The sequence below is a fragment of the Kribbella qitaiheensis genome (assembly GCF_014217565.1).
Classification (GTDB): domain Bacteria; phylum Actinomycetota; class Actinomycetes; order Propionibacteriales; family Kribbellaceae; genus Kribbella; species Kribbella qitaiheensis_A.
Map to the genome: position 1 here is coordinate 4,382,988 of NZ_CP043661.1, position 13,498 is coordinate 4,396,485.

Here is a 13,498-nt window from a genome sequence, read left to right on the forward strand (position 1 = left end):
CGGCGCGGATGCGGTGCGGATGGGCGGCTGCGCGGCGCGGATGCGGTGCGGATGGGCGGCTGCGCGGCGCGGATGCGGTGCGGATGGGCGGCTGCGCGGCGCGGATGCGGTGCGGATGGGCGGCTGCGCGGCGCGGATGCGGTGCGGATGGGCGGCTGCGCGGCGCGGATGCGGTGCGGATGGGCGGCTGCGCGGCGCGGATGCGGTGCGGATGGGCGGCTGCGCGGCGCGGATGCGGTGCGGATGGGCGGCTGCGCGGCGCGGATGCGGTGCGGATGGGCGGCTGCGCGGCGCGGATGCGGTGCGGATGGGCGGCTGCGCGGTGCGGATGCGGTGCGGATGGGCGGCTGCAGGATCGGGTCCGCCTGGAGAGTCGGGTGGAGATGGGTGCGCCCTCCGGCCGGGGGGCGGGAGGGCGCTGGTGGGGAGGGGCGAGGTTAGTCGGTGGACTTGTTGGGGTCCATGAGGGTGACTATTCGTTCTAGGTCGTCGATGGTGGCGAACTCGACGGTGATGCGGCCCTTGGTTTTGCCTAGGTCTACCTTGACGCGGGTTTCGAAGCGGTCTGAGAGGCGGTCGGCTAGGTCGACCAGGCGCGGGGCAACCGGCTTGTTGCGGCGGCGGGGTGGGATCGGGTCTTCGGCGGACATATCGCCTAGGGCAACGATCTCTTCGACTGTGCGGACCGAGAGGCCTTCTGCCACGATGCGTTGGGCTAGGCGTTCGATGGCGTCGCCGCTGGGGAGGCCTAGGAGTGCGCGGGCGTGGCCTGCCGAGAGGACGCCGGCTGCTACGCGGCGCTGTACGCCGGAGGGGAGCTTCAGGAGGCGGAGCGTGTTCGAGATCTGGGGGCGGGAGCGTCCGATGCGGGTGGCTAGGACTTCCTGGGTGCAGCCGAAGTCGTCGAGCATCTGCTGGTACGCCGCTGCTTCTTCCAGGGGGTTCAGCTGGCTGCGGTGAAGGTTCTCCAGCAGTGCGTCCCGGAGCATCACGTCGTCCGCGGTATCTCGGACGATCGCCGGGATGGTCGTCAGGCCGGCCAGTTGGGTGGCCCGCCAGCGGCGCTCGCCCATCACCAGTTCGTACTTGTCGTCCTCGAGCTTGCGAACGACGATCGGCTGAAGCAGCCCGATCTCCTTCACCGAGTGGACCAGCTCGTCCATCGCGTCTTCGTCGAAAACGCTCCGCGGCTGCTTCGCGTTCGGCGAGATCTTGTCGACCGCGATCTCAGCGAACTCCGCGCCCGGCACCGCGGCCAGTTCGGGCTGCGGCTTCGCCGGCGGTGCGCCGGGGATCGAGTTGGACTTACTGCCCATGACGGTGCTGCCGGGAGTGGTCGTGCTGGGAATCAGCGCACCGAGCCCACGTCCGAGTCGGGTGTTCATCGACGCTCCCTAGAAATTCGACTGTCCTGAACTGACAACAACTTCGTCATGCCGCCCCCGGGTACCTAAACACTCCAGAACACCTGCGCCACGGTAACCGGTCGACCCAGCCACTCGCCGTCCAACCCCACCATCGTCCGCCGCAAAGACCGGCGTGGACAGCTTCGTCCGGGCGCGTCTCCCCACAGAAAACTAGCCATGGCGAGGTCCTGCCTAGAACGGTCAGGCGTTGTTGCGCATGGCGATCTCGCGGCTCGCCTCGAGGTACGAGAGCGCGCCCGCGGAAGCCGGGTCGTACGCCAGCACGGTCTGACCGTGGCTGGGCGCTTCGGAGATGCGGACCGAGCGCGGGACGGCGGTACGCAGTACTGCGTCCTGGAAGTGGCCGCGGACTTCGGCTGCCACCTCGCCGGCGAGCTTGGTGCGAGCGTCGTACATGGTCAGCAGGATGGTGGAGACGTCCAGGGTCGGGTTCAGGTGCGACTTCACCATGTCGATGTGACGCAGCAACTGGGATAGACCTTCGAGCGCGTAGTACTCGCTCTGGATCGGGACCAGGACCTCGCGGGCTGCCGTCAACGCGTTCACGGTGAGCAGACCGAGCGACGGCGGGCAATCGATGAAGACGTAGTCGTACTTCTCGCCCGCTGCTTCCGTCTCCGCGAGGTGCGCGTCGAGGGCCTTCTTCAGGCGGCTCTCGCGGGCGACGATGCTGACGAGCTCGATCTCGGCGCCCGCCAAGTCGATCGTGGCCGGGACGACCATGATGCCCGGGTGCTCGGCGCAGGGGGCGAGCAACTTGCTCAGCGGCTCCCCTTCGATGACGGCCTCGTAGATACCTGGGGTCCCCTCCGAGTGCTCGATACCGAGGGCGGTCGAGGCGTTGCCCTGGGGGTCGAGGTCGATCACCAGGATCCGCGCGCCGTAGAGAGCAAGGCCGGCCGCGACGTTCACCGTGGTGGTGGTTTTGCCGACCCCGCCCTTCTGGTTGGCGACGACGAAGACCCGGGTTTCGGCGGGCAGCGGGAACTCGCGGCCCATGGTGCGTCCTTCGTTCACGAGCAGGGTCCGTTCGGTGGCGGCGGCGATCGGCGTTTCGAGAAGTCGTCGTTGAAGCTCGTCCGAGGTGGCCCGCGCGGCGATCTGTGCGGCAGTCATGGCGCCCATTCCAATAGGTGCGGGACTCGGCCCGAAGAGGATGTCCGTTGGGGTCGGGGCAGGTTTGCCCCCAGGTTCATCCACAGGCCTCTGTGGATGAATTCCCGCGTGAAGCGGTGTTTTCAGGGGGTAGTCATCCACAGGGCGTGGAGATTCCGGGAAGTCCTCGTCCTCGAGTGCGGGGGCCTCTGCTTCGACCAAAACCTCGGTAGCGGTTTCACGTGAAACAGGAGTCGGCGGCGCTTGGATCGGCTCACTACCGAGACCGAGCGAGGCTGCCGCGCGAAGCGGTGAAGGGGCGTCGTTGAGATCCGAAGACCGGTTCGGAGGCGAACGAAACTTGTCGCGGTCCGCCTCCGGGGCTGGCATCGAACCGGCAGACCGGGACGACTCGCCGACCTCAACATCCGCGTCGCCAGAGTCGCCGCCAGCGTGGGCATCCTCGACGGCAGGAGACTCGGCCTCGGTCACGGCCGTCGTACCAGGGACAACCGCACCACCGATGAGGGCACTGATCGATGGAGGAACAGAGGCGTCGCCGGTCTCGTGGTGCTTGACACCAGACTGCGGCGGAGCCTCCACAGGGCGATCAGCTTCAGTAGCGATGGAGTGGGGGGCATCCGAGGTGTCCGGATCCGGAGTCACCAGACGGACTGCTGCCGGGCCCGGAGTGGGCCAGCCGATCCCCTGTGTGGTCCGGGGTTCCCCGGTGCTCTTGTCAGGCCATCCGAGGGCACGACTCACGAACCCGCTCACCTCCCGCGTCTTCTGTGCTGGGATCCCCGCGCAGCACGTCCGGCCACAATACTCACGACTGTCGTCGGCTGGGCCAGTTCGTCTACACCGAGTTGGTGAACGTGCCATTCCTCCGCGCCGAGAGCCTCCAGCTCCGCTTCGGATCCGGCCAGTTCCTCCTCCGCGGACGCGCCCTTCATCGCCAGCATCAGCCCACCCTCGACACACAGCGGCAGGCACCAGCCGGCCAGCTTGCCCAGTGGAGCGACTGCCCGGGAGGCGACCACGTCGTAGGACGCCGGCGCCAGATCCTCGGCCCGCGCGCGAACGACCTCGGCGTTGTCGCAACCGAGTTGCTCGACTGTCTCATCCAGGAAGGTGGTACGCCGGAGCAACGGCTCGACGAGCGCAACCTCGAGGTCAGGGCGAACGATGGCGAGCACGATCCCCGGCAGGCCCGCGCCGGTACCGATGTCGGCCACCGTCGCGTACTCCGGGATCAAGCGCTCCAGCAAAGCGCAGTTCAGCAGATGCCTCTCCCAGAGCCGCGGCACCTCGCGCGGGCCGATCAGGCCCCGCAGCGTCCCCTCGGTGGCGAGCAACTCGGCATAGGCCGCAAGCCGATCCGCCGCTCGCGGAAACAGCTTCTCCACGAGCGGCGGGGTTTCACGTGAAACGCGATCCGTCACGAGCAGTACACGGCGATCATCGCGCGGGCTGAACGACGACCCGGCGACGCGGCTCCTCGCCCTCGGACTCGCTGGTCAAGCCGGCAGCAGCCACGACGTCGTGGACGACCTTGCGCTCGAACGGCGTCATCGGGTCCAGCCGCACCGACGTACCGGCGGCCTTGACCTCTTCGACGGCCTTACGCCCGACCTCTTCCAACTCGGCCTTCCGGTTCGCCCGGTAGTTCGAGACATCCAGCATCAACCGCGAACGCTCACCGGTCTCCCGGTACACCGCTAGCCGCGTGAGCTCCTGCAGAGCCTCCAGCACCTTGCCGTTCTCGCCCACCAGGTTGCTCAGGTCAGCGCCGACGATCGAGACCGCGGCACGGTCTCCGTCGATGTCCATGTCGATGTCGCCATCGAGGTCGGCGATATCGAGCAGTTCTTCCAGGTAGTCGGCCGCGATGTCACTCTCGGCCTCCAGCGCCTTCAGGTGGTCGTTCGCCGCCGGGGCGGACTTCTCGGTCGCCTCGGTGTTCTGCATGCCGTCGCTCACGGCCACTCCTTCACAGTTCGAGATCCGCCCCACGGGGACCCAGGTCGTTCACAGCAGAGGAAATACAGGCGGTACCGGCCCGGACCGGGCCAGCTATCGGTCCTGCGGGCGGGCCGGTGATCCCCCACCGGGCTTCTTCTGCGCGGCCTTCTTCTGGGCTGCCTGCCGTGCGGCGCGTGACTTCGCGGCCGGCTGACGCTTCGCTCCGGACGGAGTCTGGTTCGCCGCCGCTGCCTTCTTGGCGGCAGGCTGCTGGCCGTTGTTCGCCGGCTTCGTCTGCCCGTTGCTGACAGCGGTGCTCGGCGGGGTGTCCGTCGCGCCCGTGGCACCCGTACGCCGGTCGCTGCGCGACTGACGCTTCGGCTGCTGCCGGGCCACTGGGCGGTTCTCGGTGATCGTGTCGGTCGACGACTCGTCCGCGTCAGCAGGACGGCCGGCCTTCAGGTTGTGCTCACGCTTGCGGGCCTGCATGGAGTCGTACGCCGGCGTCCCGGGAGCAGGGTTGCGGCGGATCACGTAGAACTGCTGGCCCATCGTCCACAGGTTCGAGACGAACCAGTAGATCAGCACACCGATCGGGAAGTTGAAGCCACCGATCAGGAAGAAGACCGGGAAGACGTAGAGCATGATCTTCTGCATCTGCGCCGCCTGGCCCTCGAGGGCCTCCTTCGGCATGTTCTTGCGCATCAGCTGCAGCTGCGTGGTGAACATCGTCGCGGTCATCATGATGATCAACACGATGGCGACGATCTTGACGTTCGTCTCGCCCGAGCCGTTGGCCTTCAGGAAGGTCTGCGAGATCTCCGCGCCGAAGATCTTCGCGTGCTGCAGCGAGTTGACGTGCGGCTCCATGATGCCGCTGTGCGCCTTACCCTTCGACGCGTAGTCGAGCACGCGGAAGAGCGCCAGGAAGATCGGCGACTGGAGCAGCAGCGGCAGGCACGAGGAGAACGGGTTGGTGCCCGTCTCCTTGTACAGCTTCATCATTTCCTGGCCGAGCTTCTCCCGGTCGTGGCCGTACTTCTTCTGCAGTTCCTTCATCTTCGGCTGCAGCAGCTGCATGTTCCGGCTGGACCGGATCTGCCGCACGAAGAGCGGGATCAGCAGGGTCCGGATGACGATGGTCAGGCCGGCGATCGACAGCGCCCAGGCCCAGCCGCTGTTCGGATCGAACACCTGTGACAGCAGCCAGTGCCATCCGACCAGCAGCGCCGACACCGCCCAGTACAGCGGCGTCATGACGGCGTTGAAAATGCCTACGATCCCGTCCCACAAAGCGAGTTCGGGGATGGCCAGAAGAGTCACTCAAGCACCTCGCTGCGCTGGCCCGGCGTCGACAGACGATCCGGGCTGATTGGCGGAGACCGAGTCTCCGCGATCGACATCTATAGCTGGAACGGGGTCGTAGCCGCCGGGGTTCCACGGGTGGCAGCGGGCGAGTCTCCTCGCCGCCAGCCAGCTACCGCGCACCGCACCGTGGCGTTCGACCGCTTCCAGGGCGTAAGCAGAACAACTGGGGTAGAACCGGCACACCTGGCCGTAGATCGGGCTGATGACCTTCCGGTACACCTTCAGGAAGCCGATCAGCCCGTACGCGACGGGAGAGTGCTTCATCATCGGGCGTCCAGGACGCGCTTCAGGGCGCCATCGACATCGGCCACGAGTTCGTCGTACGACGAGGTGGCCGTCGCCGGCAGTGCCCGCACCACGGTCAGGCTGCCCGCGGGTAGTTCCTCGATCCGCGCCGCCATCACAGCGCGCAGGCGGCGGTGAACCCGGTTCCGCAGAACCGCATTTCCCACCGCTTTGTTCACCACGAATCCGACGCGAGCAGGCTCGGCATCGGCCGGCTGTGAGCCGGAGGGGCAGAACAGATGGACCACCACCGCGCGCCGGCCCGCGCGCCGTCCGGAACGGACAGCGCGGCGGAAGTCGTCGGACCGGCGGAGCCGGTTCGACGAAGGCAACACGGGGTGGTCACCGTCACCAGCGGGTGTCGGCCGGGTGGCTCACGCCGCCAGGCGCTGACGGCCCTTGGTGCGGCGGGAGGCGAGGATCGCGCGGCCCGCGCGGGTGCGCATCCGAAGACGGAAGCCGTGCTTCTTGTGCCGACGACGGTTGTTCGGCTGGAACGTCCGCTTGCTCACTGGAATGACTCCGGTTACTCGAGATCACGATGTCGACAAATCCACTGGTAGATCTGTCCTTGGTGGAACTCCTGCTCACCGCTCGAGAAACCAGGGTTCCTCATGGAGCGCAGCACGAAACGGCCGGTTCAACACCGACCGATCCACGGTACGTGGCCGCCTGTGGACAGGTCAAACCAGCCGTCCCCATAGTTTTCCACAGGCCTGTGGAAGAATCGCGTCCCGCGCTCGTCTGCGGCAGCTCGTCACACAGTGACGGAAACCGCTACCAAGCGCGACCGGCCACCATGATTACCCTCCGGCGTCCACCCGACACGCCGGAGGTTGCCCCCAATTTGCCATCCATAGCCTGTGGATGACGGCTTGAAGCGCCATGGCTGGACTTGTTAGCGTCGGCTCCTCACAGCAGAGGTCCCCTCCCCTCGGCTCGGTAACCAAGTAGCTCCGCGCTTCGTTCACAACTGTGGACAACGGTGTGGACAATGAGGAAACCGGCTGAGGAGAACAGCAACTGCACGATGTGGCCAGCACGTCACATCGGCAGGGGGTCGGGTCGAAAGGTCGCGCAGCGGTCGGGCGCTGCCACCGCAGCAAGTGATTCGGGGAGCAACGCGTGGTCGAGGACCAATCCGCCAATGCGGAAATCAAGGCGGACGTAATGGATCTGACCGAAGCCTGGACCCGCGTCCTGGCCGGCCTCCCACCGAACCAGCGGGCCTGGCTGACGAATTCCCGGCCGGTGACGCTGCACGAGAGCACCGCGATCGTCGCCGTACCGGACGACTTCACCCGCGGCCAGCTCGAGACCCGGCTGCGCCCCGACCTGGAGCGCATCCTCTCCGAGAGCTTCGGACGCGACATCCGGATCGCAGTCACGGTCGATCCGACCCTCGACCCCGAACTCCGCGAGCCCGCGCCCGCGCAGCCCGTAGTACAGGCTCCTACCGCGCCGATTCAGTCCGGTGCGCTGACGCCGGGGCCGTCGCTGCAGCAGCCCGGGCCGTTCCAGCCCGGCCAGTCGATCCAGATGCAGCCGGCTCCGCAGCAGGGGATCCAGCACGCGCCGGTGGACCGGATCGGCCAGCCGACCTCGGTCGCGCCGCCGCCGAACGGTTCGCCGATCCCGTCCCTGGCCGAGGCGCAGGGCGAGGCGCGGCTCAATCCGAAGTACACGTTCGAGACCTTCGTCATCGGCAGTTCGAACCGCTTCGCGCACGCCGCGGCCGTCGCGGTCGCCGAGGCGCCGGGTAAGGCGTACAACCCGCAGTTGATCTACGGCGACTCGGGTCTGGGCAAGACCCACCTGCTGCACGCGATCGGGCACTACGTCCGCAGTCTCTACACGGGTGCGCGGGTCCGGTACGTCTCCAGCGAAGAGTTCACCAACGACTTCATCAACGCGATCCGCGATGACAAGGCCGCCCAGTTCCAGCGCCGGTACCGCGACGTCGACGTGCTGCTGATCGACGATATCCAGTTCCTCGAAGGCAAGATCCAGACCCAGGAAGAGTTCTTCCACACCTTCAACACCCTGCACAACGCGAACAAGCAGATCGTGATCAGCTCCGACCGGGCGCCCAAACGTCTGGAGGCGCTGGAGGACCGGCTGCGGAACCGGTTCGAGTGGGGCCTGATCACCGACATCCAGCCGCCCGACCTCGAGACCCGGATCGCGATCCTGCGGAAGAAGGCCGCCACCGAGCGGCTGACCGCCCCGCCGGAGGTGCTGGAGTTCATCGCCAGCAAGGTCCAGACCAACATCCGTGAGCTCGAGGGCGCGCTGATCCGGGTGACGGCGTTCGCCAGCCTGAACCGGCAGCCGGTCGACCTGTCGCTGGCCGAGATCGTGCTGAAGGACCTGATCCCCGAGGGGAGCAAGCCCGAGGTGACGGCCGCGATGATCATGGGCCAGACCGCCTCGTACTTCGGTTTGTCGATCGACGACCTGTGCGGATCGAGCCGGAGTCGCGTGCTGGTGACGGCCCGCCAGATCGCGATGTACCTGTGCCGCGAACTCACCGACCTGTCGCTGCCGAAGATCGGCCAGCAGTTCGGCGGCCCGCGACCACACCACGGTGATGCACGCCGAACGGAAGATCCGGCAACTGATGTCGGAACGCCGCAGCGTCTTCAACCAGGTGACCGAACTGACCAACCGGATCAAGCACCAGGCCAAGCAGCAATGAGCTCCGCGGCCGGGTCGAAACAGCGTGTACGCCGAGCGCTACGACGCGGTCACAGGAACCACACAGGCTGGGGACAGTCCTGTGGATAACTGTGGGTATGTCGGTGGACACTCTCGCTTCGGCTGTGGACGGCCTGTGTGGATCAAATCCGCCGTCACCAGCCGTCCCAAGAACCGCCCCAATTCATCCACAAGTCGTCCCCAGCCACTTTTGGCCTCTGACCTGCGAACTCCCGGCTTTTCCACACTATCCACCGGTGCGAAGAACCCTATGGAATCCCTAAGGAAGTCCCAGTCCACAAAAGGGTGTTGCGGCCCAACCTGGGGAAAACTCGACTTTCGGGCCCATTCGGAGCACTGTCGGAACCACCTGTCAGGCTGGCCCCGCCAGCACCTGACGGACCCGGTGAAGGGCTGGTCCGCGACCCGCCCGAATCGCCACGTCAAGCCCTGTTGGCGCACATCACATCTGTCCGTGGCAGGATCTGCCTGGCACACAGCCGAATCAGGAGGCACCCAGCGGTGAAGTTTCGCGTCGAGCGCGACGTACTGGCCGAATCGGTGGCCTGGGCCGCGCGAAGTCTGCCCAGCCGTCCCAGCGTTCCGATCCTTGCCGGCCTTCTCGTCGAGGCCGAAGAAGGGCAGATCACTCTGTCCGGATTCGACTACGAGACCTCCGTACGCGTGACCGTTCCAGCCCAGGTGGCTGACGCGGGCAAGTGCCTCATCTCCGGCCGGCTGGTCGCCGACATCTCCAAGAGCCTGCCGAATCAGCCCGTGGACATCGCTGTGGACGGAGCGAAGGCTCAAGTCACCTGCGGCACTTCGCGGTTCACGCTCCAAACGCTTCCCACAGAGGAATATCCGGCTTTGCCGGACCTTCCGGCGGCCAGCGGCACCGTTCGCAGCGACGTTTTCGCCCAGGCAGTCGCCCAGGTGGTCACTGCCGCGGGCCGCGAGGACACGCTGCCGGTGCTGACCGGTGTCCGGGTCGAGATCGAGGGATCCACCATCTCGCTGCTCGCGACCGACCGCTACCGGTTGGCGATTCGCGAGCTCCAGTGGAGCCCGGAATCCCCAGATGCCTCCGCAGCAGCCCTTATCCCAGCCAGAGTGCTGTCGGAAACCGCGAAAGCGATGACCGGAACCGACATCACCGTCTCCCTGGCCGCTCCTGGAACCGGTGACGGCATCGTCGGCTTCGAGGGCCAGGTCTCCGGCGGCAACCGGCGGGCCACGACTCGGCTGCTCGACGGCGAGTTCCCGAAGGTTCGCGGCATCATCCCGACCGACGCGGCGATCGCGACCCGGGTGCGGATCGACACCGCGACCCTGGTCGAGGCCGTGAAGCGGGTCGCTCTGGTGGCCGAGCGGAACGCGCCGGTCCGGCTGACGTTCTCCGAGGACACTGTGACGCTCGACGCCGGCAGCGGCGACGAAGCGCAGGCATCCGAATCGATCGAGGCCCGGGTGGTTGGCGAGCCGGTTACCGTGGGCTTCAACCCGACGTACCTGCTGGACGGCCTGAACGCGATCGGCACCTCGGTCGCGCACCTGGCCTTCACGCAGGCGACGAAGCCGGCCGAACTGACCGGCGTGAAGGACTTCGATGGTGAACCGATCAGCGAGTTCCGGTACGTGCTGATGCCGGTCCGCCTGAACAGCTGACACCCAGGACGCCAACAGAACAAGGGGATTCACGATGGAGCTCGGCCTTGTCGGTCTCGGCAAGATGGGCGGCAACATGCGCGAGCGGATTCGCGGCGCGGGCCTGACAGTCGTCGGTTTCGATCACAACCAAGCGATCTCCGATGCCACCGACCTGGCCGACATGGTCGCCAAGTTGACGGCGACGGACCAGCCGAAGATCGTCTGGGTGATGGTGCCGGTCCAGGCCATCGACCCGGTGCTGACCGAGCTCGCGGAACTGTTGTCCGAGGGCGACATCGTGATCGACGGCGGCAACAGCCGCTGGACCGATGACATCCGCCGGGCCGAACTGCTCTCGCACAAGGGCATCGAGTTCGTCGACTGCGGTGTCTCCGGCGGAGTCTGGGGTCTGGAGAACGGCTACGCGCTGATGTGCGGCGGGGACGACGACACCGTCGGCACCCTGATGCCGATCTTCACCGCGCTCAAGCCCGAGGGCGAGTTCGGTTTCGTACACGCCGGCAAGGTCGGCGCCGGCCACTTCGCCAAGATGGTCCACAACGGCATCGAGTACGCGATCATGCAGGCGTACGCCGAAGGTTTCGAGCTGCTCGAGGCCGCCGAGATCGTGCAGAACGTTCCGGACACGTTCGACTCCTGGCGCGAAGGCACCGTGATCCGGTCCTGGTTGCTCGACCTGATGGTGAACGCGCTCAAGGACGACACCCACCTGGACAAGATCCGCGGATACGCCGACGACTCGGGCGAGGGCCGCTGGACCGTCGAGGCCGCCATCGACCACGCCGTACCGGTGCCGGCCATCGCCGCGTCGCTGTTCGCGCGGTTCTCGTCCCGCCAGGAGGACTCCCCCGCGATGAAGGCGATCGCCGCGATGCGAAACCAGTTCGGTGGCCACGCGGTGAAGGGCGCCGAGGACCCGTCGTACGCGACGCCGCCGATCAAGCACTGAGCCTGAGGATCCGCCCAGCAGAGGAATTCCAGTGTCCCGTGAGTGTCGTGGCTTGAACGATGGCGGTGTCCAGGCGCGTGCATCGCAAGGCGGAGAGGCGACCACGATGCCTTTCCATCATGGTCGTCTCTCCAACGCAGCGAGGTGCGTGCCTGGGCCCCGCCAGCGTCAAGCCACGACACTCACGGGACGCTAGGTGTTTGTCACCGCTCTTGGCCTGCTCGACTTCCGGTCCTACCCGCAGGTGGAGGTCCAGTTCGCCCCGGGCGTGACGTCCTTCGTCGGACCGAACGGCCAGGGCAAGACCAACCTGGTCGAAGCGATCCACTACACCGCGACGCTCGGCTCGCACCGGGTGGCGAACGACGCGCCACTCGTGCGGGCCGGCGCCGCCCGGGCGATCGTGCGGACCGAGATCCACAGCGATCACGACCGGGATCTGATCGTCGAGCTTGAAATCAATCCTGGGAGGGCAAATCGCGCCCGGGTGAACCGCTCGCCGGTCCCGCGGCCGCGGGAAGTGCTCGGTCTGCTCCGGACCGTGCTGTTCGCGCCCGAGGACCTCGCCCTCGTGAAGGGCGACCCGTCCGAGCGCCGCCGCTTCCTGGACGAGTTGCTCACCCTTCGGACACCCCGGATGGCCGGCGTCCGGCAGGATTACGACCGCGTTCTCAAGCAGCGCAACTCGCTGCTCCGCAGTGCCCAGCAGGCTCGCCGGCAGAACCGTTCGAGTGCCGCCGACGCCCAGCTGCGAACCCTCGAAGTCTGGGATTCCAACCTCGCCCGAACGGGCTCGGAACTCCTCGCCACCCGGCTGGAGTTGCTGGAATCCCTTCGCCCGTTGGTTTCCGGCGCCTACGATGCTGTTGCCCGAGGCAAGGGAGATGCCCGGCTCGAGTACAAGTCGTCGGTGCCGCTCGAGCCCGGAGTGACGAGTCGCGAGCAGTTGGCCGAGGTGCTTCTGAACGAGGTGCATCAACGTCGCCAGGACGAGCTCGATCGGGGCGTCTCGCTGGTCGGGCCGCACCGCGACGACGTCGTACTCGGGCTCGGGGACTTGCCTGCGAAGGGGTACGCGAGTCACGGTGAGTCCTGGTCATACGCACTCGCGCTGCGACTGGCGTCGTACGAACTGCTCAAGGCGGACGGGGGTGAGCCGGTGTTGATCCTGGACGACGTTTTCGCCGAACTCGACACGTCTCGCCGCGATCGTCTGGCCGAGTTGGTGGCGCCGGCTGAGCAGGTGCTGGTGACCGCGGCCGTCGGGGCCGACGTCCCGCCTGAGCTGACCGGCGTCCGGTACGACGTGGGCGACGGGACCGTACTCCGTGCCTAGCGACGGGGACCTCCGTCCGGACGCGGACCTGCTCGGCGGGTTCGGCATGCAGCCCCTGCCCGACCGGCCCGAACCGAAGCCTCGCGCCGAGCCCGCCAAGGACGGCTCAAAACCCCGGAATTCCTCTGAGAGCGGCTTCGAGAGCGAGGCTGGGGACGCCGCGGAACCGCCGAAAGAGGCTCCCGGGCACGACAAGCAGGGTCTCGATCTGGCCAAGGCACTGGCCGGCCGGCTCAAGGGAATGAGCCCGGTCAAGCCGGTCAAGAAGGCGCGCCGGCGGCGGCCGGGCTTCGGCTCCCAGGTCAGCGGATCACGACCGGACGATCGTGATCCACAATTGCTGACCAACACGCTGGGCCGGCTGATGCGCGACCAGGGCTGGGAGGTCGACGTCGCCGTCCATGGGGTGATGGCCCGCTGGCCGTCCATCGTCGGCCCTGAGATGGCCTCGCACTGCAAGCCGGAGAGCTACACCGACACCGAGCTCACCGTCCGCACAGACTCGACGGCTTGGGCGACCCAGGTCCGCCTGCTCGCCCCCGACCTCGTCCGCCGCTTGAATGCCGAACTCGGCGATGGCACCGTCACGCGGGTCAAGGTCGAAGGCCCCAACGCGCCCAGTTGGCGTAAGGGCCCCCGTACTGTCCGTGGCGGCCGCGGTCCCCGCGACACCTACGGCTGAGACTGCCTGCCACTCAGCTTGCG

Annotated in this window: 12 protein-coding genes and 1 pseudogene; 5 read left to right on the forward strand and 8 right to left on the reverse strand. The window is 67.1% G+C overall.

Translation table 11 applies throughout. The features are described 5' to 3' along the window. Positions 1-437 precede the first annotated feature (437 nt). From F1D05_RS20655 to rpmH, 8 genes are all read right to left on the reverse strand, one after another. Positions 438-1,385 (reverse strand): ParB/RepB/Spo0J family partition protein, encoded by a 948-nt coding sequence (locus F1D05_RS20655; RefSeq protein WP_185441807.1) that lies wholly within the window; start codon positions 1,383-1,385, stop codon positions 438-440. A gap of 222 nt (positions 1,386-1,607) precedes the next feature. After that, positions 1,608-2,543: a ParA family protein gene (locus F1D05_RS20660; RefSeq protein WP_185441808.1), complete on the reverse strand. Its 936-nt coding sequence runs from the start codon at positions 2,541-2,543 to the stop codon at positions 1,608-1,610. A gap of 752 nt (positions 2,544-3,295) precedes the next feature. Then, positions 3,296-3,931, reverse strand: a complete 636-nt coding sequence (gene rsmG, locus F1D05_RS20665) for a 16S rRNA (guanine(527)-N(7))-methyltransferase RsmG (RefSeq protein ID WP_246485811.1) — start codon at positions 3,929-3,931, stop codon at positions 3,296-3,298. A gap of 52 nt (positions 3,932-3,983) precedes the next feature. After that, complete coding sequence (locus tag F1D05_RS20670; protein ID WP_428994968.1) at positions 3,984-4,505, reverse strand: protein jag; 522 nt, start codon at positions 4,503-4,505, stop codon at positions 3,984-3,986. A gap of 93 nt (positions 4,506-4,598) precedes the next feature. Beyond that, on the reverse strand, positions 4,599-5,810 hold the full coding sequence (gene yidC, locus F1D05_RS20675; RefSeq protein ID WP_185441810.1) for a membrane protein insertase YidC: 1,212 nt from the start codon (positions 5,808-5,810) through the stop codon (positions 4,599-4,601). After that, positions 5,811-6,119 carry a membrane protein insertion efficiency factor YidD gene (yidD, locus tag F1D05_RS20680; RefSeq protein ID WP_185449283.1) on the reverse strand — a complete coding sequence of 103 codons (309 nt, stop codon included), beginning with the start codon at positions 6,117-6,119 and terminating at the stop codon, positions 5,811-5,813. Then, positions 6,119-6,475 carry a ribonuclease P protein component gene (gene rnpA, locus F1D05_RS20685; RefSeq protein WP_185441811.1) on the reverse strand — a complete coding sequence of 119 codons (357 nt, stop codon included), beginning with the start codon at positions 6,473-6,475 and terminating at the stop codon, positions 6,119-6,121. The genes yidD and rnpA overlap by 1 nt, the downstream gene beginning before the upstream one ends. Before the next feature lie 39 nt (positions 6,476-6,514). After that, complete coding sequence (gene rpmH, locus F1D05_RS20690) at positions 6,515-6,652, reverse strand: 50S ribosomal protein L34 (RefSeq protein ID WP_133979874.1); 138 nt, start codon at positions 6,650-6,652, stop codon at positions 6,515-6,517. A 658-nt stretch (positions 6,653-7,310) separates the two neighbouring features. On the opposite strand from rpmH, the pseudogene dnaA reads away from it, so the two are divergent. From dnaA to F1D05_RS20715, 5 genes and pseudogenes are all read left to right on the forward strand, one after another. Next, a pseudogene (gene dnaA / locus F1D05_RS20695) lies at positions 7,311-8,838 on the forward strand (chromosomal replication initiator protein DnaA). 521 nt (positions 8,839-9,359) lie between these two features. Then, positions 9,360-10,505, forward strand: a complete 1,146-nt coding sequence (gene dnaN, locus F1D05_RS20700; protein WP_185441812.1) for a DNA polymerase III subunit beta — start codon at positions 9,360-9,362, stop codon at positions 10,503-10,505. 34 nt (positions 10,506-10,539) lie between these two features. Next, the gene (gene gnd, locus F1D05_RS20705; protein WP_185441813.1) at positions 10,540-11,457 is read left to right on the forward strand and encodes a phosphogluconate dehydrogenase (NAD(+)-dependent, decarboxylating); all 918 of its coding nucleotides are present in this window, start codon (positions 10,540-10,542) and stop codon (positions 11,455-11,457) included. Positions 11,458-11,653: 196 nt separating this feature from the next. Then, a complete protein-coding gene (recF, locus tag F1D05_RS20710; protein WP_185441814.1) occupies positions 11,654-12,793 on the forward strand; it encodes a DNA replication/repair protein RecF in 1,140 nt (379 codons plus the stop codon). Further along, positions 12,786-13,475 (forward strand): DUF721 domain-containing protein, encoded by a 690-nt coding sequence (locus F1D05_RS20715; protein WP_343066492.1) that lies wholly within the window; start codon positions 12,786-12,788, stop codon positions 13,473-13,475. The genes recF and F1D05_RS20715 overlap by 8 nt, the downstream gene beginning before the upstream one ends. Positions 13,476-13,498 lie beyond the last annotated feature (23 nt).

Coding starts and splice junctions, on each gene's coding strand:
- F1D05_RS20655 (WP_185441807.1), bottom strand. CDS start 1,385: ATGAACACCCGACTCGGACGTGGGCTCGGTGCGCTGATTCCCAGCACG.
- F1D05_RS20660 (WP_185441808.1), bottom strand. CDS start 2,543: ATGACTGCCGCACAGATCGCCGCGCGGGCCACCTCGGACGAGCTTCAA.
- yidD (WP_185449283.1), bottom strand. CDS start 6,119: ATGAAGCACTCTCCCGTCGCGTACGGGCTGATCGGCTTCCTGAAGGTG.
- gnd (WP_185441813.1), top strand. CDS start 10,540: ATGGAGCTCGGCCTTGTCGGTCTCGGCAAGATGGGCGGCAACATGCGC.